At 61.6% G+C, this 25,664-nt stretch carries 30 protein-coding genes; 28 read left to right on the forward strand and 2 right to left on the reverse strand.

All coding sequences use genetic code 11. The features are described from left to right. The first annotated feature begins 166 nt into the window (after positions 1 to 166). Genes Q7T64_RS16850 through Q7T64_RS16865 form a run of 4 tightly spaced genes read left to right on the forward strand, consistent with a single transcriptional unit; the run spans position 167 to position 3,299 of the window. Positions 167 to 1,189, forward strand: coding sequence for an RluA family pseudouridine synthase (locus tag Q7T64_RS16850; protein ID WP_304798098.1), 1,023 nt, complete (start codon positions 167 to 169; stop codon positions 1,187 to 1,189). A gap of 29 nt (positions 1,190 to 1,218) precedes the next feature. After that, on the forward strand, positions 1,219 to 1,878 hold the full coding sequence (locus Q7T64_RS16855; protein ID WP_304798100.1) for an HAD-IIIA family hydrolase: 660 nt from the start codon (positions 1,219 to 1,221) through the stop codon (positions 1,876 to 1,878). After that, positions 1,878 to 2,258 carry a Rieske 2Fe-2S domain-containing protein gene (locus Q7T64_RS16860; protein WP_304798102.1) on the forward strand — a complete coding sequence of 127 codons (381 nt, stop codon included), beginning with the start codon at positions 1,878 to 1,880 and terminating at the stop codon, positions 2,256 to 2,258. The genes Q7T64_RS16855 and Q7T64_RS16860 overlap by 1 nt, the downstream gene beginning before the upstream one ends. 15 nt (positions 2,259 to 2,273) lie before the next feature. After that, positions 2,274 to 3,299: a S49 family peptidase gene (locus Q7T64_RS16865; RefSeq protein WP_304798104.1), complete on the forward strand. Its 1,026-nt coding sequence runs from the start codon at positions 2,274 to 2,276 to the stop codon at positions 3,297 to 3,299. Positions 3,300 to 3,587: 288 nt separating this feature from the next. Here the strand turns inward: Q7T64_RS16865 and Q7T64_RS16870 are convergent, their stop codons facing one another. Both Q7T64_RS16870 and Q7T64_RS16875 read right to left on the reverse strand, forming a co-directional pair. Then, entirely contained in the window at positions 3,588 to 4,331 is a 744-nt protein-coding gene (locus tag Q7T64_RS16870; RefSeq protein ID WP_304798106.1) for an SAM-dependent methyltransferase, read from the reverse strand. Between the two features lie 4 nt (positions 4,332 to 4,335). Beyond that, positions 4,336 to 4,953 carry a Maf-like protein gene (locus Q7T64_RS16875; RefSeq protein WP_304798108.1) on the reverse strand — a complete coding sequence of 206 codons (618 nt, stop codon included), beginning with the start codon at positions 4,951 to 4,953 and terminating at the stop codon, positions 4,336 to 4,338. A 128-nt stretch (positions 4,954 to 5,081) separates the two neighbouring features. On the opposite strand from Q7T64_RS16875, the gene Q7T64_RS16880 reads away from it, so the two are divergent. From Q7T64_RS16880 to Q7T64_RS16995, 24 genes are all read left to right on the forward strand, one after another. Next, complete coding sequence (locus Q7T64_RS16880) at positions 5,082 to 5,576, forward strand: DUF177 domain-containing protein (protein ID WP_304798110.1); 495 nt, start codon at positions 5,082 to 5,084, stop codon at positions 5,574 to 5,576. 113 nt (positions 5,577 to 5,689) lie between these two features. Further along, positions 5,690 to 5,878 (forward strand): 50S ribosomal protein L32, encoded by a 189-nt coding sequence (rpmF, locus tag Q7T64_RS16885; protein ID WP_304798112.1) that lies wholly within the window; start codon positions 5,690 to 5,692, stop codon positions 5,876 to 5,878. 171 nt (positions 5,879 to 6,049) lie between these two features. After that, positions 6,050 to 7,126, forward strand: coding sequence for a phosphate acyltransferase PlsX (gene plsX, locus Q7T64_RS16890; protein ID WP_304798114.1), 1,077 nt, complete (start codon positions 6,050 to 6,052; stop codon positions 7,124 to 7,126). After that, positions 7,123 to 8,109: a beta-ketoacyl-ACP synthase III gene (locus Q7T64_RS16895; protein ID WP_304798116.1), complete on the forward strand. Its 987-nt coding sequence runs from the start codon at positions 7,123 to 7,125 to the stop codon at positions 8,107 to 8,109. The genes plsX and Q7T64_RS16895 overlap by 4 nt, the downstream gene beginning before the upstream one ends. A 64-nt stretch (positions 8,110 to 8,173) precedes the next feature. Beyond that, positions 8,174 to 9,106 carry an ACP S-malonyltransferase gene (gene fabD / locus Q7T64_RS16900; RefSeq protein ID WP_304798119.1) on the forward strand — a complete coding sequence of 311 codons (933 nt, stop codon included), beginning with the start codon at positions 8,174 to 8,176 and terminating at the stop codon, positions 9,104 to 9,106. After that, positions 9,103 to 9,864: a 3-oxoacyl-ACP reductase FabG gene (fabG, locus tag Q7T64_RS16905; protein WP_304798121.1), complete on the forward strand. Its 762-nt coding sequence runs from the start codon at positions 9,103 to 9,105 to the stop codon at positions 9,862 to 9,864. The genes fabD and fabG overlap by 4 nt, the downstream gene beginning before the upstream one ends. A gap of 136 nt (positions 9,865 to 10,000) precedes the next feature. Next, a complete protein-coding gene (gene acpP / locus Q7T64_RS16910) occupies positions 10,001 to 10,240 on the forward strand; it encodes an acyl carrier protein (RefSeq protein WP_304798123.1) in 240 nt (79 codons plus the stop codon). 41 nt (positions 10,241 to 10,281) lie between these two features. Continuing rightward, a complete protein-coding gene (fabF, locus tag Q7T64_RS16915; RefSeq protein ID WP_304798125.1) occupies positions 10,282 to 11,529 on the forward strand; it encodes a beta-ketoacyl-ACP synthase II in 1,248 nt (415 codons plus the stop codon). Between the two features lie 42 nt (positions 11,530 to 11,571). After that, positions 11,572 to 12,135 (forward strand): hypothetical protein, encoded by a 564-nt coding sequence (locus Q7T64_RS16920; RefSeq protein ID WP_304798127.1) that lies wholly within the window; start codon positions 11,572 to 11,574, stop codon positions 12,133 to 12,135. A gap of 120 nt (positions 12,136 to 12,255) precedes the next feature. Beyond that, positions 12,256 to 12,858, forward strand: coding sequence for an RNA polymerase sigma factor RpoE (gene rpoE / locus Q7T64_RS16925; protein ID WP_304798129.1), 603 nt, complete (start codon positions 12,256 to 12,258; stop codon positions 12,856 to 12,858). Between the two features lie 173 nt (positions 12,859 to 13,031). Then, a complete protein-coding gene (locus tag Q7T64_RS16930; protein ID WP_304798131.1) occupies positions 13,032 to 13,634 on the forward strand; it encodes a sigma-E factor negative regulatory protein in 603 nt (200 codons plus the stop codon). A gap of 5 nt (positions 13,635 to 13,639) precedes the next feature. Beyond that, positions 13,640 to 14,683: a MucB/RseB C-terminal domain-containing protein gene (locus tag Q7T64_RS16935; RefSeq protein ID WP_304798134.1), complete on the forward strand. Its 1,044-nt coding sequence runs from the start codon at positions 13,640 to 13,642 to the stop codon at positions 14,681 to 14,683. A 43-nt stretch (positions 14,684 to 14,726) separates the two neighbouring features. Beyond that, positions 14,727 to 16,223: a DegQ family serine endoprotease gene (locus Q7T64_RS16940; RefSeq protein ID WP_304798156.1), complete on the forward strand. Its 1,497-nt coding sequence runs from the start codon at positions 14,727 to 14,729 to the stop codon at positions 16,221 to 16,223. A 131-nt stretch (positions 16,224 to 16,354) separates the two neighbouring features. Further along, a complete protein-coding gene (locus Q7T64_RS16945) occupies positions 16,355 to 16,642 on the forward strand; it encodes a glutaredoxin family protein (RefSeq protein WP_304798136.1) in 288 nt (95 codons plus the stop codon). 132 nt (positions 16,643 to 16,774) lie between these two features. Then, on the forward strand, positions 16,775 to 18,568 hold the full coding sequence (gene lepA, locus Q7T64_RS16950) for a translation elongation factor 4 (RefSeq protein WP_304798138.1): 1,794 nt from the start codon (positions 16,775 to 16,777) through the stop codon (positions 18,566 to 18,568). Positions 18,569 to 18,570: 2 nt separating this feature from the next. Further along, positions 18,571 to 19,482 carry a signal peptidase I gene (gene lepB / locus Q7T64_RS16955; protein ID WP_304798140.1) on the forward strand — a complete coding sequence of 304 codons (912 nt, stop codon included), beginning with the start codon at positions 18,571 to 18,573 and terminating at the stop codon, positions 19,480 to 19,482. A 17-nt stretch (positions 19,483 to 19,499) separates the two neighbouring features. Continuing rightward, entirely contained in the window at positions 19,500 to 19,880 is a 381-nt protein-coding gene (locus Q7T64_RS16960) for a DUF4845 domain-containing protein (protein WP_304798142.1), read from the forward strand. A gap of 14 nt (positions 19,881 to 19,894) precedes the next feature. After that, positions 19,895 to 21,025 (forward strand): ribonuclease III, encoded by a 1,131-nt coding sequence (gene rnc, locus Q7T64_RS16965; protein ID WP_304798144.1) that lies wholly within the window; start codon positions 19,895 to 19,897, stop codon positions 21,023 to 21,025. Positions 21,026 to 21,037: 12 nt separating this feature from the next. Next, positions 21,038 to 21,940 (forward strand): GTPase Era, encoded by a 903-nt coding sequence (era, locus tag Q7T64_RS16970; protein WP_304798146.1) that lies wholly within the window; start codon positions 21,038 to 21,040, stop codon positions 21,938 to 21,940. A 7-nt stretch (positions 21,941 to 21,947) separates the two neighbouring features. Further along, entirely contained in the window at positions 21,948 to 22,871 is a 924-nt protein-coding gene (gene recO / locus Q7T64_RS16975; RefSeq protein ID WP_304798148.1) for a DNA repair protein RecO, read from the forward strand. A 40-nt stretch (positions 22,872 to 22,911) separates the two neighbouring features. Further along, the gene (gene pdxJ / locus Q7T64_RS16980; RefSeq protein ID WP_304798150.1) at positions 22,912 to 23,676 is read left to right on the forward strand and encodes a pyridoxine 5'-phosphate synthase; all 765 of its coding nucleotides are present in this window, start codon (positions 22,912 to 22,914) and stop codon (positions 23,674 to 23,676) included. Next, the gene (acpS, locus tag Q7T64_RS16985; protein WP_304798152.1) at positions 23,673 to 24,065 is read left to right on the forward strand and encodes a holo-ACP synthase; all 393 of its coding nucleotides are present in this window, start codon (positions 23,673 to 23,675) and stop codon (positions 24,063 to 24,065) included. Before pdxJ ends, acpS begins: the two co-directional genes overlap by 4 nt. Before the next feature lie 24 nt (positions 24,066 to 24,089). Further along, entirely contained in the window at positions 24,090 to 25,139 is a 1,050-nt protein-coding gene (gene nagZ, locus Q7T64_RS16990; RefSeq protein ID WP_304798154.1) for a beta-N-acetylhexosaminidase, read from the forward strand. A gap of 91 nt (positions 25,140 to 25,230) precedes the next feature. Continuing rightward, positions 25,231 to 25,664 (forward strand): GIY-YIG nuclease family protein (locus tag Q7T64_RS16995; protein ID WP_304798159.1); only part of this gene is annotated, 434 nt, incomplete at its 3' end.

Consider the following 25,664-nt stretch of genomic DNA (forward strand, 5'->3'; position numbering starts at 1 on the left):
CAACCCTGACGGGCGAGGCTGGAGTGGTGCATACACGCTTTCCATCGTATTCGCGCAATGACTGGCACGGCGACGGGGCCAATGGACTCACCCCTGTGTAGAATGTGCTTTTTATTCTTACACTGCACCGTCAAATAACGGGTGCGAAACAAATTATATTCGCAAAATGAAGGAGTTAGTGAGCGATTCCGGCGTAAAAGCTGCCGGCGCCGGATCCGAATCCCTCCTTCCCCAGGTTACGCTGGTGACGATAGGCGAGGAAGATGCCGGTCAGCGGATAGATAATTTCTTGCTGCGCAGGCTCAAGGGCGTGCCAAAAAGTCATGTTTACCGTGTGTTGCGCTCTGGTGAGGTGCGGGTCAACCGCGGCCGGGTCGACCAGACGTACCGGCTGGTCGAGCGCGATGTCGTGCGGGTGCCGCCGGTGCGCTTGCCGCAGCGCGACGAAAAAATCGTTCCGGGTGCGGAATTCAAGATCCTTCTGGAAGATGATCACTTGCTGGTGATCGACAAGCCGGCCGGCATCGCCGTGCATGGCGGGTCCGGCGTCAGTTACGGCGTCATCGAGCAATTGCGCGCCTCCCGTCCGCAGGCGAAGTTCCTGGAACTGGTGCATCGACTGGATCGCGAAACCTCCGGTATCCTGATGCTGGCCAAGAAGCGCTCGGCCCTGGTCGGCATGCACGAACAGATGCGGGAAGGCACCACCGACAAGCGTTACCTGGTGCTGGTTCATGGCGACTGGCGCAATGCGCGCCAGCATGTACGGCTACCGCTGCATAAGTATACGGGCCCGGATGGCGAGCGGCGCGTGCGGGTGCAGGCAGACGGCTCGCCCTCGCACACGGTCTTCAGTTTGCTCAAAAAGTATGGACCGTTCGCCTTGCTGGAGGCCGAACTCAAGACCGGGCGCACGCATCAGATCCGCGTGCATCTTGCGTCCAGCGGATTTCCGATCGCGGGCGATGACAAATATGGCGACTTTGCGCTGAACAAGATGTTGCAGAAGGCAAATGACGAATACGGCGTGCTCAAGCGCATGTTCCTGCATGCGCATCAACTGACGTTTACGCACCCGGCAACGGGTGCGCAGCTCACCCTGAATGCTCCGCTACCGGCCGATTGCATGCGCTTCCTGGAATCCCTCGAGTCACGCGCATCGCCTGGCGGCAAATTTCGCAATGCATAGTCCGGCGACGCTGGAATACCGAAAATAAAATGGCAAAAAAACAATACGACCTGATAGTCTTCGATTGGGACGGTACGCTGATGGACAGCACCGGCGCCATCGTGCGCTGCATCCAGATGGCGGCGCGCGACCTTGGCTTGCCGGTTCCCGACAACCGTGCCGCGGCTTATGTGATCGGCCTGGGGCTGCATGAGGCAATGGCCGCGGCGCTGCCCGGCCTGGACCCGAAGATGTATCCGGAAATCGTCGAGCGTTACCGGTTCCATTACCTGTCCAGGGATCATGACCTGACATTGTTCGACGGCGTGCGGGAAATGCTGGCGGACCTGGCTGGGCAAGGGTATTTCCTGGCGGTGGCCACCGGCAAGAGCCGGGTTGGTTTGAACCGCGCGCTGGACGCCATGCAGATGACCTCCGTGTTCGACGCGACCCGCTGTGCCGATGAAACGTTTTCCAAGCCGCATCCGGCCATGTTGCATGAAATCACCCGGGAGCTGGGCCAGGACATGCAGCGCACGGTCATGATCGGTGACACCACGCACGATCTGCTGATGGCGCGCAATGCCGGCGCCGCCGGGATCGGCGTGCATTATGGTGCGCATGAAGCCGCCGAGCTGGACGCCTTGCAACCGGCGTTCTCCGCCAGTTCGGTGGCGCAGTTGCATCAGTGGCTGCTTGAACACGCCTGATGAGTGCAGTGCCGGACAATCTTGTTTTCGTGTGCGCCGCTGGCGATGTCGTGGATGGCGGCACGGGCAAGCGTTTTCCTGTGACCGCCAGCGGCGAGGAGCGCACCGGCTTCGTGATCCGCTTCCGCGGACGGATCCATGCCTACCTCAACCGATGCGCCCATATTCCCATCGAGATGGACTGGCGCGAGGGTGAATTTTTTGAATCGAGCGGCCTGTACCTGATGTGCGCCACCCACGGCGCGCTCTACCTGCCCGAAACCGGGCAGTGCGCAGGCGGCCCCTGCCGTGGCGGAAGGCTGCTGCCGATTGCCGTGCATGAACGTAACGGCGCAATCTATTGGGAACCGGATGAGATCATCCGGCCTGTTTTGGCATAAAGGAAATACCGCATCATGGATGACAATTACACACCAGCCAACAGCGGCGCAGCGCCCTCGCCGGGGGCCAGCACCAACGCCACAGGCAAGCCGGAAGGGTCCCGCTGGGAGCGCGAGGCGCTGGAGCGGCTGGCCTTTGCCCAGTTGAACGAGGCGAAAGCCAAGCGCCGCTGGTCCATCTTTTTCCGGCTCGTCACCTTGCTGATCGCGGGCGTATTGATCTGGCAGATTTTCGACTTCGGCACCGGCGACCTTGAGTCCGTCGGCCGCCATACGGCGCTCATCGAGATCGAAGGCAGCATCGAGAGCGGCAAAGGCAGCGGGTCTGCCGATAACGTCATCCTTGCACTGAACAAGGCGTATGCAGCTGCTGACGTCGCGGCGGTGATCATGCGCATCAACAGCCCGGGCGGAAGCCCGGTGCAGGCCGGCATCATCTACGATGAAATGCAGCGCCTGCGCCGATCCCATCCGCAACGGCCGCTGTACGTGGTGGTGGACGAAATGTGTGCGTCGGGCGGTTATTACGTTGCCGCTGCGGCGGACCAGATCTTTGTCAACAAGGCCAGCATCGTCGGTTCGATCGGGGTGTTGATGGATGGATTCGGCTTCAGCGAGCTGATGGGAAAACTGGGCGTAGAACGGCGCTTGCTGACGGCCGGCGAAAACAAGGGATTCCTCGATCCATTCAGTCCGCAAACGCCGCGCCATCGGGAATATGCGCAAACCATGCTCAATGAAGTGCACCAGCAGTTCATCAGCGCGGTGCGCGAAGGTCGCGGCAAGCGCCTGAAGGAATCGCCAGAGATGTTTTCCGGCCTGTTCTGGTCCGGCGCCAAGGCAGTCGAGCTGGGCCTGGCCGACGGATTCGGGACGGTCGATTCGATTGCCCGCAATGTCGTGAAAGCCGAGGACATCGTTGACTATTCCGTGCACGAAGGCTTCCCGGAAAGGGTGCTCAAACGTTTCGGCGCTGCTGCAGGGGAGGGCGCGCTGCGCTCGCTGATGCAAAGTAACGGGATGTCGCGGCAGATGCGCTGACAGAGCGGCAAGTGGTGCAGCGGATGCCGGCGTTTTCCCGGTCTCGTCATTCAGTGCGAAATCGATCGAGAATGGCCTTGCCATCCGCGCAGGATTGTCTATAGTGGAATTGATGGCGCCTGGCAGTTTGCCCTTGCCATCCAATCGACAGCATTGATCGTGCTGTCCGGGAAGTTATGCTTCCTGACCCTTGGCTCTGTGACCAGAGCCTGCAAAGCGGCGGCGCAATACCGCCGCTTTGTCTTTGTGCAATCGGTTTGCACAATCACCGGCACCGGCATGTCCGCGCTAGCTGGCCAGGAACAGGAATACGGTGGGCTGCTTTTGCAATTGACGGGCCCAGTCTTCCCCGACTTCTTTCCATTGCCGCGCGGTCCGGGTGTGGATGCTTTCCGTGTCCAGCGTCAGGTTGGTGGCGACGCAGATCAGCGTGTCGGCACGGCAATGCCGCAACAGTGCCTCGAACAAGGCAGCGTTGCGATACGGCGTTTCAATGAAAAGCTGGGTTTGTCGCTCCTGCTGCGAGCGCTGCTCCAGCGCCTTGATCCTGCTGGCCCGTTCGCCGGCGTCGACCGGCAGGTAGCCATTGAAGGCAAAGCTCTGGCCATTGAGTCCGCTGGCCATCAATGCCAGCAGCAGCGATGAAGGACCGACCAGCGGATGGATGCGGATGCCGCGCGCATGCGCCACGCGCACCAGGTCGGCGCCGGGATCGGCCACGGCGGGAACGCCTGCCTCCGACAACAGACCGGCGCTGCCTCCCTGTACCAAGGGCAGCAACAATTCGGGCAGGCGCCTGGCCTCAGTGTTGACGTTGAGTTCTTCTATCCGGATCTGCTGCAAGGGCAGCGCCAGCGGATGGGTTTGCGCGACTGCTTTCAGGAATGCGCGTGCCGTTTTTGCATTTTCGGCAATGAAGTAATCAAGCCGGGCGGTGATTGCCAGCGCGCTGGCGGGAATGACTTCCAGCGGATTGCCGGCCACGCCAGGCGAAGTCAGCACGTTGGGTACCAGGTAGAGGTCGCCGGCCATCGGTTCAGTCCCTGCCGTGTTGCTGGAACAAGGTGACGCCCGCGCGGCGCAGCATGCTGCACAGCGCAATCAGCGGCAAGCCGGTCAGGGCAGTCGGATCCGGGCTTTCGATTCGTTCGATGAGGGCAATACCCAAGCCTTCGTTTTTTGCACTGCCGGCGACATCGTAGGGCTGCTCGATGCGCAGGTAGGCGTCGAGTTCCTGGTCGGGCAAGTTGCGAAACGTGACCAGTGTGCGAACTTCTTCGATTTGCACCGGCTGCGGTGCGCCGTCCCGTGTGTCGAGCAGGCACAGCGCGGTATGGAATATGACTTGCCGCCCGCGCATCAGCTGTAGCTGGGCCAGCGCCCTGGCATGCGATCCGGGTTTGCCGATCTGCAGGTCGTCGAGCGTGGCCACTTGGTCCGAGCCGATGATCAGTGCACCGGGCGCGTCGGCGCTGATGGCCTGGGCCTTTTCCCGCGCCAGTCGCAATGCGGTGGCGTCGGGCCGTTCCCCGGTGGCCGGCGTTTCATCGATCGATGGCGAGATCGCGGAAAACGGCAAGTGCAGCCGGGACAGCAGATCCTGGCGGTAGCGTGAACTGGAAGCCAAGATCAGGCGCAAAGGGGCAGGGGTCATGCAACTGGCGGTCAAAGGGAGTCGGGCGGCCGGGGCCGGGTGCGCGGGAGCAGTCAATGATGCTGTAAAGCTTTGACTGCAAAGCAGAAACGCTGCTATTATCGCAGGTTTTCCGGATCGCGCGAGCTATGGGAACACACGACGTCGACGCCTTCGAATTTTGCCGCAAGCAGGAATTGCGCAGCGGCGAGGCCAGTGTGGCAGGGTTTGTGCGGCTTGCCGCTGAGACGCTTGATTCGTCTGGCGTCATTCGCTGGTCGGTGCAGGGCGGGTCCGATGGCCGCGGTCATTTGCAGATGGACTTGCATGTCGCCGGCACGGTCAGCCTGCGCTGCCAGCGGTGTCTCGGGCCGATGCAGCACCAGATCGATTCGCATGCCGTCGTCATTGTCGCGGCCGACGACGAGTCTGCCGACGAACTGGACCTGCAACTGGCCGATGAGCCGGTCGAAGTCATTGTCGGTTCGACCGCATTGGATCTGTTGACGCTGGTCGAGGACGAGGCCCTGCTGGCCTTGCCACCGGCGCCGCGGCACGAGCAGTGCACTGGTGACAGCCAGGCGGTTGCGCCAGCGGAAAAAAAGGAATCGCCGTTTGCCGTACTCGGCAAACTAAAGCGCTGAACCGGACGCTCGCCGGCTTGGCGACGGACAATTCGGGCAAAGGGGCAGGCCGGCAGCAAAGAAACACCGGCCGCCTGTGTTAAAATTTCGCATCTTACGATTCAGGAGTAATCATGGCTGTTCAGCAAAACAAGAAGTCGCCGTCGAAGCGTGGCATGCATCGCTCGCACGACGCCCTCAACACCGAGCAGTTGGCAATCGCGGTTGACGGCAAGACCGGTGAAGTCCATCGTCGTCATCACATTTCGCCTACCGGCATGTACCGTGGCCGCAAAGTCGTCGCTACCAAGAGCGACGAATAAGAGCGACGAGTAATATCCGTCCACCCTGTCGCAGAAAATGCGGCGCCAGCCAGTGACATCATGTTCGCTCAGCGCCGCTTTTTTCATGCCTGACAACACCTCTTTCGTCATCTCGAATCACGCCTGGCTGGCCGGCTCTTCGGCTAGCGCAACGGGTTACTGATCGCTGCAATGACAATCAAAATTTCCATCGACTGCATGGGGGGCGACCACGGCCCAGGCGTCACCGTGCCCGCCGCCGTTTCATTCGTCAATGCCGAGCCGCAGGCCAGCCTGATCCTGGTCGGTCGCGAAGATGCGATTGCGGCCGAGCTGGTCAAGCTCAATGCAATGGACCATCCACGTCTGTCCATCAAGCACGCCACCGAAGTGGTCGCGATGGACGATTCCCTCGAAGTCGCGCTGCGCCGCAAGAAAGATTCATCGATGCGCGTGGCGATCAGCCTGGTCAAGGATGGCCAGGCGCAGGCTTGCGTGTCGGCCGGCAATACCGGCGCACTGATGGCCGTGTCGCGCTACGTGCTCAAGACCTTGCCCGGCGTGGACCGGCCGGCGATCTGCACCATCCTGCCCAACCAGAAGGGCGGTCCCACCTACATGCTCGACCTTGGCGCCAACGTGGACTGCGAGCCGCAGCACTTGCACCAGTTCGCAATGATGGGCTCGGCGCTGGTTGCTGCGGTCGAGGGCATAGCGCGTCCCAGCGTGGGCTTGCTCAATGTCGGCGAGGAAGACATCAAGGGCAACGACGTGGTCAAGCAGACCGCGGTGCTGTTGCGTGCCGACCATGCAAGCGGCCTGCTGAATTTCCATGGCAATGTCGAGGGCAACGATATTTTCGAAGGCACGACCGACATCGTCGTTTGCGACGGATTTGTCGGCAACATCGTGCTCAAGGCATCGGAAGGACTTGGCCGTTTCGTCAAGAATGCGCTGACCGCCGAATTCAAGCGCAGCGCACTGAACATGCTCGGCGCACTGATTGCGCGCGGCGCGATCAAGGCGTTCTCGCAGCGGATGAATCCTTCGCGCTATAACGGCGCCAGCCTGCTTGGCCTGCGCGGACTTGTATTCAAGAGCCATGGCGGCGAGAATGCCTACGGCTTCGAATGGGCGATACGCCGCGCGTTCGATGCCGCACGTTATGACGTACTATCTCGCATCTCTTTAACGATAGCGCAGTGGATGCCGCAGCAAGGCGAAAGCCCGGCGCCAGCATCGCAACCCGATCAGCAGACAACAGCATGACATCATTCAGCAAGATCATCGGAACCGGCAGCTACCTGCCACCCCGCCGTCTCACCAACCAGGACCTTGCCGCGCAACTGGCGGAAAAGGGCGTTGAAACTTCCGACGAATGGATCGTGTCGCGCAGCGGCATTTCGGCACGGCATTATGCCGACGAAGGCGTCTACTCCAGCGACCTCGCAGTCGAAGCCGCCAGGCGTGCGCTGGACATGGCGGGTTTGCAGCCCGAGGACATCGACCTGATCATCGTCGCCACCTCGACGCCGGATTTCCTCGGCGGTTTTCCCAGCACAGCTTGCGTGGTGCAGCGCAAACTGGAAATAAAGAACGAGTGCGCCGCTTTCGACGTCCAGGCCGTATGCAGCGGTTTCGTCTATGCATTGTCGATTGCCGACAGCTTCATCAAATCCGGTGCGCATCGCAAGGTGCTGGTCATCGGCACTGAAGTATTTTCGCGCATCCTCAATTTCGAGGACCGAACCACTTGCGTGCTGTTTGGCGATGGCGCCGGCGCCGTGGTGCTGGCCGAATCGGCCGAGCCGGGCATCCTCGCGACCAAGATGCATGCAGATGGCCGTCACGCCGACATACTGTGCGTGCCCGGCAACGTCAGGAATGGCGCAGTCGACGGCAGTGGCTTCCTGTACATGGATGGTCCCGCAGTGTTCAAGCTGGCGGTATCCGTGCTCGACAAGGTCGCCCACGAAACCTTGAAGATGGCCGGCATGCAAGCCTCGGAGGTCGATTGGCTGATACCGCACCAGGCTAACCTTCGGATCATGCACGGCTCCGCCAAAAAACTCGGCGTGCCGCTGGAAAAGATGGTCGTGACGGTGGATCAGCACGGCAATACATCGGCTGCATCGATTCCGCTCGCACTGGACCTGGCTGTGCGCGACGGTCGCGTTGCCAAGGGGCAGACCGTGATGATGGAAGGCGTGGGCGGCGGTTTCACCTGGGGCGCCGTGCTGGCGCGCATGTAGGCGCATTACACTGCGACCAACGCATCCGAACGCATCGACTTCGAATTCTTATCCTCTTGGTTTCATGACACCATTCTCATTTGTCTTCCCCGGACAGGGCGCGCAGTCGATCGGCATGCTCAACGGCTTTGCCGGCAATGGCGCCGTGCGCGATACCGTGGCCGAGGCGTCCGACGCCATTGGCTTTGATCTCGCCAAATTGATTGCCGAAGGCCCGAAAGAAGCACTCGACCTGACCACCAATACCCAACCCGTCATGCTCACCGCCGCCGTTGCCACCTGGCGCGCCTGGCTGGCGGCTGGCGGCCCGATGCCGGCGCTGGTCGCAGGGCACAGCCTGGGTGAATATTCGGCGCTGGTCGCCGCCGGCGTCATCGGTTTCAAGGATGCCGTGCCGCTGGTGCGCTTTCGCGCCATGGCCATGCAGGAAGCGGTGCCGGTCGGCGCTGGCGGCATGGCAGCGATACTGGGCCTGTCGGACGAAGACGTGCGCGCAGCCTGTGCCGAAGCGGCGCAGGGCGAGGTGGTCGAGGCGGTCAACTACAATGCGCCGGCGCAAGTCGTGATCGCCGGCGACAAGGCCGCCGTGGAGCGCGCCTGTGAAGTCGCCAAGGCCAAGGGCGCCAAGCGCGCATTGCCGCTGGCGGTTTCCGCGCCCTTCCATTCGTCCTTGCTGAAACCGGCTTCGGTGCGATTGCAGCAATACCTGCAAAATGTCGCATTTTCCGCGCCGCAGATTGCGTTGATCAATAACGTTGACGTGGCGATCGTGTCCGACCCGGCAGCCATCAAGGATGCACTGGTGCGCCAGGCGGCCAGCCCGGTCCGATGGGTCGAGACGCTGCAGGCCATGGCGGCGCAGGGCGTCATGCACATCATCGAATGCGGTCCCGGCAAGGTGCTCAGCGGCCTGACCAAACGGATCGGCAGCGATTTCACCGCAGAATCGATCGTGGACCAGGCTTCACTGGATAAAATACTGGAGAGCCTCAAATGAGCGCACAAGCGGCAACACTGGACAAGCAAGTAGCGCTGGTCACCGGCGCATCGCGCGGTATTGGCCGCGCAATCGCCATCGAGCTGGCAAGGCAAGGTGCGCGCGTGATCGGCACGGCGACGTCGGAAGCGGGCGCCGAGGCGATCTCTGCCAACCTGGCCGGCATCGGGCCGCAGGCCGGCCGTGGCGCAGTGCTGAATGTGAACGACGCCGAGGCTTGCAGCACACTGATTGACAGCATCCAGAAAGAATTCGGCGGCATCAGCATCCTGGTCAACAATGCCGGCATTACCCAGGACCAGCTGGCCATGCGCATGAAAGACGAGGAATGGGACGCCGTCATCGCGACCAACCTGACGTCGGTGGCGCGCCTGGCGCGCGGCGTGCTGCGCGGAATGATGAAAGCCAAGGCCGGGCGCATCATCAACATTACCTCGGTGGTCGGCTCGGCCGGCAACGCCGGCCAGATGAATTACGCGGCGGCCAAGGCCGGTGTGGCGGGCATGAGCCGTGCGCTGGCGCGTGAAATCGGCAGCCGTAACATGTCCGTGAACTGTATTGCGCCCGGATTCATCGACACCGACATGACGCGTTCGCTGACGGAGCAACAGATCAGCGCATTGTTGCAGCAAATTCCGCTGGGCCGTTTCGGACTTCCGGAAGACATTGCAGCAGCAGTCTGTTTCCTGGCTTCGCCGCAGGCGAGCTACATTACCGGCACCACACTGCATGTGAACGGCGGCATGTACATGGCGTAGAAGTCGGTGCAGTACACGGCGCAAGCGTCTGTCCGGCGCTTTCGCCCTATGGCAGCAAGACCCAAAAGTGATTTCTGGTGCCGCAAACCTGATAAAATGCGCGCACTTTCTGTAACCCACCCCCTGGAGGCAAAAGATGTCGGATATCGAATCACGCGTTAAGAAGATCGTCGCTGAACAACTCGGCGTTCCTGAAGCAGATATCAAGATCGAATCGTCGTTCGTCGACGACCTCGGTGCAGATTCGCTGGATACCGTCGAACTCGTCATGGCACTGGAAGACGAATTCGAAATGGAAATCCCGGACGAAGAAGCCGAGAAGATCACCACCGTTCAGCAAGCAATCGACTACGCAACGGCGCACGTCAAGGCCTGATTGCGCAGGTAAGGGAAAGCCAGGTATTTCAGGAGATCCGTTTGGGCCGCTCACAACAGCGTCGCGTCGTTATCACCGGGTTGGGCTGCGTGTCCCCGATCGGCAATTCGGTTGCAGAATCATGGGATGCACTGACCGCCGGGCGATCAGGTATCGCGACCATCACCCGCTTCGATACAGAAGCCTTCAGCACCCGCTTTGCCGGTGAAGTGAAGGGTTTCCGGATCGAAGACTACATACCGGCCAAGGAAGCCCGTCATATGGATACGTTCATCCACTATGGCATGGCGGCCGGAATCCAGGCGATGAAGGATAGCGGCCTTGTGGTCGACGAATCCAATGCCGAACGGATTGGCGTATTGGTCGGATCCGGTATCGGCGGCTTGCCGCTGATCGAAGAAACGCATGCAGAGCTAACCAAGCGCGGTCCGCGCCGCATCAGCCCGTTTTTCGTGCCGGCGTCGATCATCAACATGATTTCCGGACACCTGTCCATCATGTTTGGCCTGAAAGGGCCGAACCTTGCCATTGTCACCGCCTGTACCACCGGTTTGCATTGCATCGGTGCAGCCGGACGGATGATCGAATATGGCGATGCCGACATCATGATTGCCGGCGGCTCCGAATCGACCATTTCCCCGCTCGGCCTGGGTGGATTCGCGGCGGCACGTGCACTGTCGGCGCGCAACGACGATCCGGCGACCGCGTCCCGTCCATGGGACCGGGACCGTGACGGTTTCGTGCTCGGTGAGGGCGCGGGGGTCATGGTGCTCGAAGAGTACGAACATGCCAAGGCGCGTGGCGCGCGCATCTATGCCGAACTGCTCGGATTTGGCATGAGTGCGGATGCCCACCACATGACCGCTCCGCTGGAAGACGGCGACGGCGCCCGCCGCTGCATGATTTCTGCAATGAAAGATGCCGGGATCAATCCCGACCAGGTTGACTACGTCAATGCGCATGGCACCTCGACGCCCTTGGGCGATGTCGCTGAGACCGTCGCCATCAAGCGCGCACTCGGCGACCATGCCTACAAGATCGTGGTCAATTCGACCAAGTCGATGACAGGCCACCTGCTGGGCGGCGCTGGCGGACTGGAATCGGTATTCACGGTACTGGCAGTGCACAAGCAGTTGTCGCCGCCAACCATCAATATTTTCAACCAGGATCCTTCCTGCGACCTCGACTACTGCGCCAATGTCGCCCGCGACATGCCAATCGACATTGCCGTAAAGAATTCGTTCGGCTTCGGCGGAACGAACGGCACGCTGATCTTCGGCAAAGCCTGACCGGACACTGCCCCGCTGTAGCGGGGCAGCCCGCTACCCATCATGTCGATTGCCGCGTCGGTGCTCATCAGCCCGTCCCGGCTGCTCCAACGCCTGGTTGCGCTGCTCGGAATTGCCATTGCAGTCATTGGCTGCCGGTTCGCCCTGGTCGGATTCCTGGCGCCTGCATCGCGCACTTTCCCCACTTCCTCCACAACGCCCTCCCTGCACGTTGAATACGGCTCGCCGGCCTCATCTCTTGAGCTGGTGCTCGCCACGTTATTGCTGCTGCTTGGCCTGGGCCTGATTTATTGCTCTTCCCGCACAAGAAAATCGTTCCAGCTTGATATATCCGGTGTCGGTGAAATCCGGTTGAGGGAACATGACACACGTGCTGTTGCGGACTCCGCAAAAAGTTCCCGGAACCGCCGGTCCGACGGTGAAACGGTTCAGTTGATGGACGACTCCACGATCTGGCCCAATCTGCTGGCGCTGCGGCTGCGCCGGCCAGATGGAAGCCGGATCGGCTTGATCGTGCTGCCCGACATGGTGGCGCCCGACAGTTTTCGCGCCCTTGTCGTTGCAGTGCAGTGGATCGCCGCTCGTGACAGCACAAACGGAACGTGACCGCATCAGGAGCAAGCACTCCGGGCGCTGACGCAGAACTTAACCGAAATTTGAACTTGTTCTATTTCCTATGGTCAATATCAGGCTGCGTAGTCTTGCAGGTAAAGAAAGGTCAGGGCGTTGACCACCGAGCGCGACATTGATCAGTTGCTGGTCGAGCGTGTCCAGCGCGGTGACAAGAAAGCGTTCGAGCTGCTGGTCGTCAAGTATCAGCGCAAGTTGATGCGGCTGGTGTCGCGCCTTGTGCGCGACCAGGCCGAGGCCGAGGATGTGGTGCAGGAGGCGTTCATCAAGGCCTATCGCGCGCTGCCGCAGTTCCGTGGCGACTCCGCTTTCTATACCTGGCTTTACCGTATCGGCATCAATACAGCGAAGAACTACCTCGTGACGCAGGGCCGGCGCGCACCGACGTCCACCGAAGCGGATGCGGAAGAGGCCGAGACCTTCGATGATGGTGAACATTTGCGCGATATCAATACGCCTGAGTCGATGCTGGCTACCAAGCAAATCGCGGAAACGGTGAATGTGGCGATGGATGCACTACCCGACGAGTTGCGCATGGCAATTACATTGCGGGAAATCGAGGGATTAAGCTACGATGAGATCGCCGAAGCAATGGGCTGCCCGATAGGCACGGTGCGCAGCAGGATCTTCAGGGCGCGCGAGGCAATTGCCGAAAAATTGCGTCCCTTGCTGGGGACCGCGCTCGATAAAAGATGGTAGCGCTGTGGCGCAGTAACGACACAGCGCAATGAAGCAATGAAGCAAAGATCCGATGAAGCAATAATGCGATGACCGGATGGAATCACGATTCAGGTAGATCGTCGGGCAGCGTCGGTGACTGCATTCAACACAAGATACTCAACAAGCGATAGGCTTTGCAAAGCGCGCAGGATATGAATACCAAGACCACCATGCATGACAGGATTTCGGCATTTGCCGACGGCGAACTGCCGGATGCGCAAGTCGACGCCGTGATGAAGGACCTGGCCACGCCGGAAGGTCGCGCCGCTTGGGAGGCCTATCACCATGCCGCCGATGTGATGCGCAGCGAGGACATGGATGTCGCACTGTCGCCTGGTTTTTCGGCGCGCATGGCCGCGCGCCTCGACGCCGAGCCGACCGTACTGGCGCCGCCACCGGCTGTCGCGGCCGACACCGGCAAACAAGCCAGCCGGTTCTGCTGGCGCCGGTTTGCCGCCCCGGCACTGGGCGCGGCGGCGGTTGCCGCACTGGCCTTCATCCTCACCCCACCGGGTTTGAAAAGCTTGCACAATGAGCCTGCCGGCCCGGTGCAGGCAGTGGCCACCGCCAGTCAGTCCATCTCGCATGCCTCCGTGATCGCCGCCGCGGCGCCGGCCGGCGCCGGCGGCGCAATCGCGTTGCGCGCATCCGACCTCGAGGCCTACGTACAGGCGCATCAACCTGCTTCGCCGGCAGTCGACGGTGCCGCCCAATTCGCCAGTCCGATTGTTCCGGACAGTAGCGCGGCGAAATAGCTCACATGCACCGGCTGCTGCTTTTGCTGAGGCTGGTCGCGGTTGGCTTCGCAGTCCTGGTCGCTGCAGCGCAGGCGCAGACTACGGATCGAACTGCTTCGCGATCGCTCGCCAGCGCACCGCAGCGGGATGCCGCGTCGCTGCTGCGCGCCGCCAGGACCGCCGCCCAACGCCTGAACTATGCCGGCACCTTTGTCTACCAGCAAGGCAGCCAGGTGCGCAGTTCGCGCATTACCCACGTGTTTGATGGCCGCAACGAACTGGAAAAGCTGGAAGTCCTGGATGGTGTTGCGCGGGAATACCTGCGCACCAACGACGAGATCGTGGCCTACCTGCCGCAGTCACGCACGCTGCGCATGGAAAAACGGGTCACGCAAGACGTCTTTCCGGCGATCATCGGCGCCACGCCAGCCGAGCTGGCAGGGCATTATGAGATCCGCAGTGGCACTTCCGAGCGCATCGCCGGCTTTGAAGCCGATTCGGTCCGGCTCAAGCCAAAAGACCGGCTGCGGTATGGTTATGCGCTGTGGATCGAGCGTGCCACCGGACTGCTGCTGCGGGTGCAGACGCTGGACGACAAGGGCGAGGTCATCGAGCAGATCACCTTTACCCAACTCGATATCGGCCGTATCGATCGCAGCAGGGTGAAGCCAGGCATTGCCGATACCCGCGGCTGGCGCGTCGAAAACGTGGTCATCAAGGGCGCAGACCTTGCCGGTTGGTCGGTACGCGGCCTGCCGCCCGGCTTTCGCAAGGTGCGCGAGATCCGGCGCCTGGTCAGCGACCGCGACAAACCCGCGTCTGCGGAGGGTGCAGCTGCCCCCGCCACGCGCGAAGTCTCGCAGATTGTTTTTTCGGATGGACTGGCGGCGATTTCGGTTTTCATCGAACCGATGACGCAAGGCCGGACCGAAGCTTCCGTGCGGCAAGGCGCCATGCATATCGTCGGAAAGCGACAGGGCGATTTTTGGCTTACCATTGTCGGGGAAGTACCTTCCGAGGCGATCCGCCAGGTTGCCACCTCGATTGAATTCAAGCTTGCCAGGTAAAATTGGAGAAGTGAAAAAAGTGGAAAAAGTGAAAAAAGTGACTATGAAATCGGACTCACCGGACTCACCGGACTCGCTGCTCAGGACCATCATTGTCGCCCTATTTTTCAGTGCATCCGTAGCGCTTGCCCTGCCAGTGGCCGGCGTCGTCGCGCCTGCCTTCGCAGCGGCGCCCGCCGGTTTGCCGGACTTCACGGACCTGGTCGACCGCGCCGGCCCGGCAGTGGTCAATATCCGTACCAGTGAGCGCGCCAAGATTGGCGCTAATGGCAATGGCGCGGGCGCGGGGCCCGAAGATGAAGAGATGCAGGAGTTTTTCCGGCGCTTCTTCGGCATTCCGATACCGCCGCGCCAGCAGCAGCCTGCGCCCAACCAGCGCCGCAAGGCTCCCCAGAGCGAAGAACTGGTGCCGCGTGGCGTGGGTTCCGGATTCATCGTGTCGGCTGACGGTTTCGTGCTCACCAACGCCCACGTTGTCGATGGTGCGGACGAGGTGTACGTCACGCTGACCGACAAGCGCGAGTTCAAGGCCAGGATTGTCGGCATCGACAAGCGCAGCGACGTTGGCGTCGTCAAGATCGAAGGCAGCAACCTGCCACGGCTGGCGGTCGGCGATTCAAGCAAGGTCCGGGTCGGTGAATGGGTGCTGGCGATCGGCTCGCCATTCGGGCTGGACAATACCGTTACCGCCGGCATCGTTTCGGCAAAAGCGCGCGATACCGGTGATTACCTGCCATTGATCCAGACCGACGTTGCCGTGAATCCGGGCAATTCCGGCGGCCCCTTGCTCAATATGCGCGGCGAAGTCATTGGCATCAATTCCCAGATCTATAGCCGTTCCGGTGGCTACATGGGAATTTCATTCGCGATACCGATCGATGAGGCAATCCGGGTTGCGGACCAGTTGCGCACCAGCGGCAAGGTCACCCGGGGCCGGATTGGCGTGGCGATTGGCGAGGTGACCAAGGATGTCGCCGAATCGCTCGGACTGCAGCGCGCGCAGGGTGCGCTGGTGCAGCGGGTAGAGCCTGCGTCGCCGGCTGAAAAAGCGGGCATCGAAGCGGGCGATATCATCCTGCGCTACAGCGGCACGCCGATTGAAAAAGCCAGCGACCTGCCGCGCCTGGTCGGCAACACCAAGCCGGGAACCCGTGTCACGCTGGCTGTCTGGCGCAAGGGGGCGGCGCGCGACATCAGCGTCACCATCGCCGAAATGGAAGCCGAGAAAACCGCCAAGAAGGAAGCAGCCAAGCCGAAGGTTGCGCCGGCGTCCAATATGCTCGGGCTGGCCGTTACCGACCTGACCGACGCCCAGAAGAAAGAGTTGCGGCTGGATGGCGGGGTACTGGTGGAAGCGTCGGACGGATCGTCTGCCCGTGCCGGCCTGCGTCCGGGCGATGTCATCCTGCGCATCAACAATACCGATATCAAGGATGCCAAGCAGTTCAGTGCGGCGGTGGCCAAACTCGAGCCCAAGCGTGCCGCACTGTTACTGGTGCGGCGCGGCGAAGCAACCCAGTTCGTGCCGGTCAAGCCCTGACCGGTCGCCGTAGCCGTGCGCCCGAACTGCCCTGACATGTCTGCAACCGGCATGCCAGGGCGGGTCTTTGTCGAAATCACAGGTGCATCCGGCCGCCGCGGCCGCTGTGCTGCTGTGGGCGGCTTGCCACCGTGATCCGGTTCACCCTGTATGGCCGTAGCTGGTGCCACCTGTGTGACGACATGCGGGACGCACTGGAAGCCGCTCTCGCGTCCGCCATTGCCTCATCCTCCAGCCTGGTCGACTACTGCATCGATGTCATCGACATCGATGCAGTAGTCGATGTCGATCCCGATCTTGCCGCACGCTATGACGAACTGGTGCCGGTGCTGATTGCCCAGCGACCCGGTGGCGAGCCGGAACAGCTGTGCCACTATTTCCTCGATCCGGCACGGCTGCACGCCTTCCTCGCAGGCTGAGTGCCTGCTTGCGGTGCCGCATGGAACGGCTATTAGCGCCGATTTCCGGTAAAATGCGCCGATTCACCCTGCACCAGGCGCTCAATTGCGGCACCCCGCAAACAGCGCTTTTTTTATATTGCCATCCTGTTAATGAAGAACATCCGTAATATTTCCATCATCGCCCACATCGACCCTGGCAAGTCGACGCTCGCCGATCGCATCATCCAGATCTGTGGTGGCCTGTCGGATCGCGAAATGGAAGCGCAGGTGCTCGACTCGATGGACCTGGAGCGCGAGCGCGGCATCACCATCAAGGCCCAGACTGCAGCGCTGAACTACAAGGCGCGTGACGGCCAGGTCTATAACCTGAACCTGATCGATACGCCTGGTCACGTCGACTTCAGTTATGAAGTCAGCCGCTCGCTGTCGGCCTGCGAAGGCGCGCTGCTGGTGGTGGACGCATCGCAAGGGGTGGAAGCGCAAACGGTCGCCAATTGCTACACCGCGATTGAACTCGGGGTGGAAGTGGTGCCGGTCCTGAACAAGATCGACCTGCCGTCGGCCGATCCGGAAAATGCCATCAGCGAAATCGAAGAAGTGATCGGCATCGACGCCACCGACGCCGTGCGCTGCTCGGCCAAGACCGGCCTGGGTGTCGAGGACGTGCTCGATTCGCTGATCACCCGGGTGCCGCCGCCCAAGGGCGATCCGGACGCACCGCTGCAAGCCCTGATCGTCGATTCCTGGTTCGACAATTATGTCGGCGTGGTGATGCTGGTGCGCGTGATGAACGGCACGCTGCGGCCCAAGGACAAGATCCTGCTGATGGCCACCGGCTCGCAGCATCTGGTGGAAAGTGTCGGCGTATTTACGCCGAAGTCGATTGACCGGCCATCGCTGTCTGCCGGCCAGGTCGGCTTTGTGATTGCCGGCATCAAGGAATTGAAGGCAGCCAAGGTCGGCGACACCATCACGCTACAGGGCAAGCCGGCCAAGGAGCCGCTGCCCGGCTTCAAGGAAGTGCAGCCACAAGTGTTCGCCGGATTGTTCCCGGTCGAAGCCAACCAGTACGACGCGCTGCGCGACTCGCTCGAAAAGCTCAAGCTCAACGACTCCGCCTTGCAGTACGAGCCGGAGGTATCGCAGGCGCTCGGCTTTGGTTTCCGCTGCGGCTTCCTTGGCCTGTTGCACATGGAAATCGTGCAGGAGCGCCTGGAGCGCGAATTCGACATGGAGCTGATCACCACTGCACCGACGGTGATCTATGAAGTCGAGATGAACGACGGCAGCATCCTGATGGTCGACAATCCCTCCAAAATGCCGGAGCCGCCGAAGATCGAGGAGATCCGCGAACCGATTGTCACGGTCAACCTGTACATGCCGCAGGAATACGTCGGCTCGGTGATCACGCTGTGTACGCAAAAGCGCGGCGTGCAGATCAACATGAGCTATCACGGCAAGCAGGTGCAACTGACCTACGAGATGCCGATGGCGGAAATCGTGCTCGACTTTTTCGACAAGCTGAAATCCACCTCGCGCGGTTATGCGTCGATGGATTACGAGTTCAAGGAATACCGCGCCGCCGACGTGGTCAAGGTCGACATGCTGATCAACAGTGAAAAAGTCGATGCGCTGGCAATCATTGTCCACCGCGCCAACAGCCAGTACCGGGGCAGGGCAGTCGCCGCCAAGATGCGCGAACTGATTCCGCGGCAAATGTTCGACGTCGCCATCCAGGCTGCGATCGGCGCCAACATCATCTCGCGCGAGAACGTCAAGGCACTGCGCAAGAACGTGCTGGCCAAGTGCTATGGCGGTGACATCAGCCGCAAGCGCAAGCTGCTCGAAAAACAAAAAGCCGGCAAGAAGCGGATGAAACAGGTCGGCTCGGTGGAAATACCGCAAGAAGCCTTCCTGGCGATATTACAAGTGGACGAAAAATAACAATGAGCCTGCAAGCACTGCTGAGCAATTTTGCCCTGATCCTGTTCGTACTGACCGTTGTCACCGGCATCGTCTGGTTCCTCGACGTATTCTGGCTGGCGCGCCAGCGGCGGGCACGGGCCGACGCGGTACTGGCGGACTACGACGCGCGCCAGGCAAAAATGGCCGGCGAGGGTATCCGCATGGACCAGGCTGGCCGCAGCGCCATGGTTGCCGACATCCTGCGCCAGCCGGTCTGGATCGAATATTCGGGGAGTTTTTTCCCGGTCATCGCGGTCGTTTTCTTCTTGCGCTCGTTTTTGTTCGAGCCCTTCAAGATTCCATCGAGCTCGATGGTTCCGACGCTGCAAATCGGCGATTTAATCCTGGTCAACAAATTTACCTACGGCGTGCGCCTGCCGGTGGTGAACAAGAAAATCATCGATATCGGCACGCCACAACGCGGCGACGTGATGGTGTTCAAATACCCGAAAGACACCTCGCTGGACTACATCAAGCGGGTGGTCGGCGTTCCAGGTGATAAAATAACGTACAGAAACAAGCGCTTAAGCATCAATGATAAAGACGTTTCTTACAAGCAGATGCCCGATTACCTGGACGAAGAGAGCCTCAGCTACTCGCGCCAGCTGGCCGAAAACCTGAGCGGCGTCGAGCACAAGATCCTGAATGACGAGCGCGCGCCGTCCTACGTGATCAACCCGGACAATTTCGCCGGGCGCGAGCGTTGCAGCTACGATACCGAAGGCTTCACCTGTACCGTGCCGGCTGGACATTACTTCATGATGGGAGATAATCGGGACAACAGCCTGGACAGCCGGTACTGGGGCTTCGTGCCGGATGAATATATTGTCGGCCGGGCATTCTTTGTCTGGATGAACCTGGGCAACCTGAAGCGAATTGGCAGTTTTCAGTAATGGACAGGAGCGAATCGATGCAAGCACGGTCAAAAAGCAAACAGGCAGGCGTGTCGCTCAGTGGCCTGATCATGGTACTGGTGGTGTTGGGCGTCATTGCCGCTTTTGGCTTGAAGCTATTCCCGACCGTCACTGAATACATGGCGGCCAAGAAAGCAATTTCCTATGCCAAGGGTGCCGGTGCCACACCGTCCGAGATCCGCACCTCGTTCGACAAGCAAGCTGATATCAACAACATCAAGACCATTACCGGGAAAGACCTCGAAATCGAACGTGTTGGCGAAGCCTGGGTGGTCGGTTTCTCCTATGAGAAACGGCTGCCCCTGGTTGGCCCCGCCAGCCTGGTAATTGACTATACGGCGTCAACTTCGCCGGATGGAAAAGTCAAGGCGAAGTAGCCTTTTGGCGAATAATGGACCTGAACCTACTGCAGACCCGGCTATGCCACGAATTCAAGGATGCCGCCTTGCTGCAGCAGGCCTTGACGCATCGCAGCCATAGCAGCCTGCACAACGAGCGCCTTGAATTCCTGGGCGACTCGGTCCTCAACTGCGTCGTGGCGTCGCTGCTGTTCGATCGCTATGCCAAGATCGACGAAGGCGACCTGTCGCGGCTGCGCGCCAACCTTGTCAAGCAGCAGTCGCTGTACGAAATTGCGCAGCGCCTTGAACTGTCGCAATTCCTGCGGCTGGGCGAAGGCGAACTGAAGTCCGGCGGTTTTCGCCGGCCGTCCATCCTCGCCGATACGCTGGAAGCCCTGTTCGGCGCGATTTTCCTGGACGGCGGATTCGAAGCCGCCCGCAAGTCGATCCGCTCGCTCTACATCCCGATCCTCGACACCGTCGACCCCAAGACCCTGGGCAAGGACGCCAAGACCCTGTTGCAGGAATACCTGCAAGGCAAGAAAATCCCGCTGCCCCAATACAACGTCGTCGCCACGCACGGTGCCGCGCACAACCAGCAATTCGAAATTGAATGCCTGGTGCCGAAACTCGATATCCATGTTTTCGGGACCGGCGGCAGCCGCCGCGCCGGCGAGCAGGCGGCCGCCAAACTCGCGCTGGAAGCGGTGCAAGCCGTGCTGGTCAAGACCCCGTCCGCCGCACGCAAGAGCAAGCCCCGTACAGCCCAACTGAAGCTGGCCGGCATTGCGACCATCCAGCCCGAGGCGCCGCCGAGCGAACCCCCGGCAGTGGTCAAGCCGGCGCGCGCCGCGCGCAGCGACAAGCTGGCGGACAAGGCGGCTGAAAAGATGCATGACGAGCTCGCCGACCACCTGGCCGACCCTGCCGTACCGCCGGCGGCCAGCACAACGGACAAGCCAGCAGCAGCCGACAAGCCGGCCGCCGCCGACAAGGCGCCGGCAAAACCGGCGCCCGCCGCTGCCGGCAAGCACAATGCCGGCGTAACGCCGCCGGACCAAGCGGAGCAGCCCGGTGCTGCACCGGATTTGCAGCAAACACCCACCGCAGCCAATGCCGGGCAAGAGCCCGAACCCGACCTGTTCGACCAGCCCGTGCTTAACCAGTCAAGGACGGCATAAACTGCCGAGCGCATGACCACTCCCTCAGCACCCCCAGGATTTCGTTGCGGCTATATTGCGATAGTCGGCCGGCCCAACGTCGGCAAATCCACCCTGATGAACCAGCTGATCGGCGCCAAGGTCAGCATCACTTCGCGCAAGGCCCAGACCACCCGTCACCGGATCATGGGCGTGCAGACGCGCGGGGCTGCCCAGTTCATCTACATCGACACGCCCGGCTTCCAGACCCGGCATGCCAATCCGCTGAACCGCAAGCTCAACCGCACCGTGACCGATACGCTGGGCAGCTCGGACGTGATCCTGTTCGTGGTCGAAGCCGGCGCGTTTTCCGGTCCCGACGAACAGGTGCTGGAGCTGCTGCCCAAGGACGTGCCCACGGTCCTGGTCATCAACAAGGCCGACCAGGTCAAGGACAAGGCCAAGCTGATGCCGTTCGCGCAGCAGGTAGCCAGCCGCCATTCGTTCGCCGCCATCGTCCCGGTATCGGCGTCCAAGCGCTTCCAGCTTGACGCGCTGCAGACAGAAATCGAAAAGCTGTTGCCGGAGAATCAACCGATATTCGGCCCAGACGACATCACCGACCGTAGCGAACGCTTCCTTGCTTCCGAGATCGTGCGCGAAAAGCTGTTCCGGCTGGTCGGTGAAGAGCTGCCGTACACCAGCACCGTGTTGATCGAGAAGTTCGAGCAGGAAGGCAAACTGCGCCGGATATTCGCGGTGATCCTGGTCGAGCGCGACAGCCACAAGGCCATGGTGATCGGCAACAAGGGCGCACGCCTGAAAGAAATTTCCACCCAGTCCCGGCTTGACATGGAAAAGCTGTTTGACGGCCCGGTCTATCTTGAGATCTGGATCAAGGTCAAGTCCGGCTGGGCTGACAACGAAGCGGGACTGCGGGCCTACGGATACGAGTAGCACTGGCATGATCGACACCATGTCCCGTGACCAGCGTGACCCGTCTCCCGTGGTCGATGCGTCTGCGGCCGTGGCCCCGGGCGTGCCGGCATCGACAGCACCGGCATCCTCGCCGCCGGCATCGGATTCGGCGCCATCATCGGCAGCAACGCCTTCACCGGCAGTCTCCCCCGCAACCGCCTCGCCGGTACGCAGTGCGCCAGCGCCCAGGCGGGAGTTGCGCATCGTTGGCCAGCCCGGATTCGTGCTGCACAGCTATCCGTACAAGGAAACCAGCCTCATCATCGACCTGTTCTCGCGCGAGCATGGCCGGGTTGCCCTGATCGCCAAAGGCGCAAAGCGGCCGCACTCCCGCTTGCGCGGCGTGCTACAGACATTCCAGCCGCTGTCGGTCGGCTGGAGCGGCAAATCCGAAGTCCGCACGCTGACGGCTGCGGAATGGGTAGGCGGCATGCTGCCGCTTGAAAAGTCCGGCCTGCTATGCGGTTTTTACCTGAATGAATTGCTGGTGCGGATGATTGCCCGCGAGGACCCGCATCCGCACCTGTTCGACCATTATGTCGCCACGCTCAACCAGCTGGCGCACAATGAACCCGCGCCTATCGTGCTGCGCAAGTTCGAACTGGCGCTGCTCAAGGAAACCGGGGTCGCTGCCGAACTCACCGTCAGCGCCCGTAGCGCGCGAGCGGTCCAGCCCGATGAGGCCTATGTGGTCGACCCCGAACATGGCGTGCGCGAGGCCAGGGCCGGCGAGCCGGCCCATGTGCCGGTGGTGGCCGGCAAGACCCTGCTCGACATGGACCGCCAGGACTACAGCGACAACGTGACCCAGGCGCAAAGCAAGCTGCTGCTGCGCTTCCTGCTGGCCCACCACCTGGGCGGCGCGCCGCTGTCGACGCGCCAGATATTGATCGACCTGACCCAGCTTTGAGCCGGGCCACCACAGAAACAGGACCACACCCACACACCGTATGAGCTTTCTGCAACCGAATCCACCGACGATCGAACTCGGCGTCAACATCGACCACGTCGCCACGTTGCGCAATGCGCGCGGCACCCGCTATCCCGATCCGCTGCAAGCCGCGCTGCAAGCCGAAGAAGCGGGCGCCGACGTCATTACGCTGCATCTGCGCGAAGACCGCCGCCACATACGCGACGCCGACGTCATCGCCATCCGGCCGCTGCTCAACACCCGCATGAACCTGGAATCGGCCGTCACCGACGAAATGCTCGACTTTGCCTGCCGCATCCGGCCACAGGACGTCTGCCTGGTGCCGGAGCGCCGCGAGGAAGTCACCACCGAGGGCGGGCTCGACGTCGTGCGTTACTTCGACCAGGTGGAAGCCGCCGTGCGCCGCTTGCAGCAGGAAGGCATTCGCGTGAGCCTGTTCATCGATGCCGACGAGCGCCAGATACAGGCCGCGGCAAAAGCCGGCGCCCCGGTGATCGAGCTGCACACCGGGCGTTATGCCGACGGCAGCGGCGCGCAGCAGCTCGAAGAACTGGCGCGCATCCGCGCCGGCGCGCGCGAAGGCGTTCGCCTGGGCATGAAAGTCAACGCCGGCCACGGCCTGCATTACACCAACGTGCAGGCGATTGCCGGCATCCTGGACATTACCGAACTCAATATCGGTCACGCGATCGTCGCCCAGGCCGTGTTCGACGGCTGGCAAAAATCGGTGCGCGACATGAAGGCCATCATGACTGTTGCGCGGCGCGAGGCGCTGACCTCATGATCTACGGCATCGGCACCGACATCATCCAGATTTCGCGTATCGAAGCCGCACTGGCGCGCAACGGCGATCGCTTTGCCGAGCGCGTGTTGGGTCCGGAAGAACTCGACAAATTCCGGCGCCGCCGTGACAAGGTCGAAGTACGCGGACTGCGCTTCCTGGCCACCCGTTTCGCCGCCAAGGAAGCATTTTCCAAGGCGATCGGCCTGGGCATGCGCATGCCGATGAGCTGGCGCGCGATGCAAACGCTCAATGCGCCGAGCGGACAGCCGGTTGCCGTATGCTCCGGTGTCCTGCAAGAATTCATGCAGAGCAACCACCTCTGCGCACAAGTATCGATAACGGACGAAGCCGACTATGCGGTCGCTTTTGTCATCGTGGAAAAATCATGATGGAGAAGAAATGATGGTGAACAAATGAGTCTGTCCAGCCAGGCCGCAGCAGCCCTCGGTCCCGTCATGCTCGACGTGGCCGGCACGGTCGCCGGGCAGGACGACCTGCGCCGCATTGCCCACCCGCTGACCGGCGGCGTGATCCTGTTTGCGCGCAACTATGAAAACCGCGAACAGCTTACCGCGCTGACCCGTGCGATCCATGCCGCGCGCCCCGGTGTGCTGATTGCGGTCGACCACGAGGGCGGGCGCGTGCAGCGCTTTCGCAGCGATGGCTTCACCCACCTGCCGCCCATGCGCGCACTGGGCAAGCTGTGGGAATCCGACGTGCTGGGAGCAACCCGCGCCGCCACCGCGGTCGGCTTCGTGCTGGCTGCAGAACTGCGCGCCTGCGGCGTCGACCTCTCATTCACGCCGGTGCTTGACCTCGACCATGGCGAATCCGGTGTCATTGGCGACCGCGCCTTCCACCGCGACGCCCGCGTCGTCACGCTGCTCGCCAAGAGCCTGAACCACGGCCTGGCGCTGGCCGGCATGGCCAACTGCGGCAAGCATTTTCCCGGCCACGGTTATGTCCGGGCCGACTCGCATGTCGCTATCCCCGTGGACGAGCGGCCACGCAAGGCGATCGTCGACGAAGACGCCGCACCGTATGCCTGGCTGAACCTGGGCCTGGCGGCCGTGATGCCGGCGCATGTGATCTATCCGGAAGTGGATTCCCAACCGGCCGGTTTTTCCAAAAAATGGCTGGGCATGCTGCGCCGTGACATGCACTTCACCGGCGTCATCTTCAGCGATGACCTGTCGATGGAAGGCGCCAGCGTTGCCGGCAGCGTGACCGATGGCGCACAGGCGGCCTTGTCGGCCGGTTGCGACATGGTCCTGATCTGCAATGCACCGGACAAGGCCGACCAGTTGCTGCGCGAATTGCCGATGCCGCCGGACTTCGCCGCATCGGCTGCCCGCATTGCCGCCATGGTGCCGCGTTCGCCCGCGCCGCAATGGGACGAGCTGCAGGCCGATCCGCGCTATATCGAGGCGCGCCGATTGGTCCGCACATTGCGCGCAGACTAAAAAAGCAGTGCCCCGCAAGCAAGGACCACCCAGCCCAATGACGGATCAGTCCAGCACGCCCGATAGTTTGCCTGGCAGTGCGCCGGCCGGGATGCCAGCCGTGCGCACGGCCCTGCTCGACATGGTGGCCGCCTTGCCGCACCTGCCCGGCGTGTACCGTTATTACGATGCCGAAGACGTGCTGCTGTATGTGGGCAAGGCGGGCGACCTCAAGAAGCGGGTATCGAGTTATTTCCAGAAGCGCCTGACCAGCCCGCGCACCGCGCTGATGGTGGAACGCATCGCGCGCATGGAGACCACCGTCACCCGCAGCGAAGCCGAAGCGCTGCTGCTGGAAAACAACCTGATCAAGACCCAGCAGCCGCGCTACAACATCCTGTTCCGGGACGACAAGTCCTACCCCTACCTGAAACTGACCGGCGAAGCATTTCCGCGCATGGCGTATTACCGCGGCGCAGTCGACAAGAAGAACCAGTATTTCGGCCCCTTCCCGAGCGCCTGGGCAGTCAAGGACACCATCTTGCT

The sequence above is a fragment of the Lacisediminimonas sp. genome (assembly GCF_030645335.1).
GTDB lineage: Bacteria > Pseudomonadota > Gammaproteobacteria > Burkholderiales > Burkholderiaceae_D > Lacisediminimonas.

Bases quoted from the DNA above. Each gene is read 5' to 3' on its own strand.
- Q7T64_RS16850 (WP_304798098.1), top strand. From the start codon at position 167: ATGAAGGAGTTAGTGAGCGATTCCGGCGTAAAAGCTGCCGGCGCCGGA.
- Q7T64_RS16855 (WP_304798100.1), top strand. From the start codon at position 1,219: ATGGCAAAAAAACAATACGACCTGATAGTCTTCGATTGGGACGGTACG.
- Q7T64_RS16860 (WP_304798102.1), top strand. From the start codon at position 1,878: ATGAGTGCAGTGCCGGACAATCTTGTTTTCGTGTGCGCCGCTGGCGAT.
- Q7T64_RS16865 (WP_304798104.1), top strand. From the start codon at position 2,274: ATGGATGACAATTACACACCAGCCAACAGCGGCGCAGCGCCCTCGCCG.
- Q7T64_RS16870 (WP_304798106.1), bottom strand. From the start codon at position 4,331: ATGGCCGGCGACCTCTACCTGGTACCCAACGTGCTGACTTCGCCTGGC.
- Q7T64_RS16875 (WP_304798108.1), bottom strand. From the start codon at position 4,953: ATGACCCCTGCCCCTTTGCGCCTGATCTTGGCTTCCAGTTCACGCTAC.
- Q7T64_RS16880 (WP_304798110.1), top strand. From the start codon at position 5,082: ATGGGAACACACGACGTCGACGCCTTCGAATTTTGCCGCAAGCAGGAA.
- rpmF (WP_304798112.1), top strand. From the start codon at position 5,690: ATGGCTGTTCAGCAAAACAAGAAGTCGCCGTCGAAGCGTGGCATGCAT.
- plsX (WP_304798114.1), top strand. From the start codon at position 6,050: ATGACAATCAAAATTTCCATCGACTGCATGGGGGGCGACCACGGCCCA.
- Q7T64_RS16895 (WP_304798116.1), top strand. From the start codon at position 7,123: ATGACATCATTCAGCAAGATCATCGGAACCGGCAGCTACCTGCCACCC.
- fabD (WP_304798119.1), top strand. From the start codon at position 8,174: ATGACACCATTCTCATTTGTCTTCCCCGGACAGGGCGCGCAGTCGATC.
- fabG (WP_304798121.1), top strand. From the start codon at position 9,103: ATGAGCGCACAAGCGGCAACACTGGACAAGCAAGTAGCGCTGGTCACC.
- acpP (WP_304798123.1), top strand. From the start codon at position 10,001: ATGTCGGATATCGAATCACGCGTTAAGAAGATCGTCGCTGAACAACTC.
- Q7T64_RS16920 (WP_304798127.1), top strand. From the start codon at position 11,572: ATGTCGATTGCCGCGTCGGTGCTCATCAGCCCGTCCCGGCTGCTCCAA.
- Q7T64_RS16930 (WP_304798131.1), top strand. From the start codon at position 13,032: ATGAATACCAAGACCACCATGCATGACAGGATTTCGGCATTTGCCGAC.
- Q7T64_RS16935 (WP_304798134.1), top strand. From the start codon at position 13,640: ATGCACCGGCTGCTGCTTTTGCTGAGGCTGGTCGCGGTTGGCTTCGCA.
- Q7T64_RS16940 (WP_304798156.1), top strand. From the start codon at position 14,727: ATGAAATCGGACTCACCGGACTCACCGGACTCGCTGCTCAGGACCATC.
- lepA (WP_304798138.1), top strand. From the start codon at position 16,775: ATGAAGAACATCCGTAATATTTCCATCATCGCCCACATCGACCCTGGC.
- lepB (WP_304798140.1), top strand. From the start codon at position 18,571: ATGAGCCTGCAAGCACTGCTGAGCAATTTTGCCCTGATCCTGTTCGTA.
- Q7T64_RS16960 (WP_304798142.1), top strand. From the start codon at position 19,500: ATGCAAGCACGGTCAAAAAGCAAACAGGCAGGCGTGTCGCTCAGTGGC.
- rnc (WP_304798144.1), top strand. From the start codon at position 19,895: ATGGACCTGAACCTACTGCAGACCCGGCTATGCCACGAATTCAAGGAT.
- era (WP_304798146.1), top strand. From the start codon at position 21,038: ATGACCACTCCCTCAGCACCCCCAGGATTTCGTTGCGGCTATATTGCG.
- recO (WP_304798148.1), top strand. From the start codon at position 21,948: ATGATCGACACCATGTCCCGTGACCAGCGTGACCCGTCTCCCGTGGTC.
- pdxJ (WP_304798150.1), top strand. From the start codon at position 22,912: ATGAGCTTTCTGCAACCGAATCCACCGACGATCGAACTCGGCGTCAAC.
- acpS (WP_304798152.1), top strand. From the start codon at position 23,673: ATGATCTACGGCATCGGCACCGACATCATCCAGATTTCGCGTATCGAA.
- nagZ (WP_304798154.1), top strand. From the start codon at position 24,090: ATGAGTCTGTCCAGCCAGGCCGCAGCAGCCCTCGGTCCCGTCATGCTC.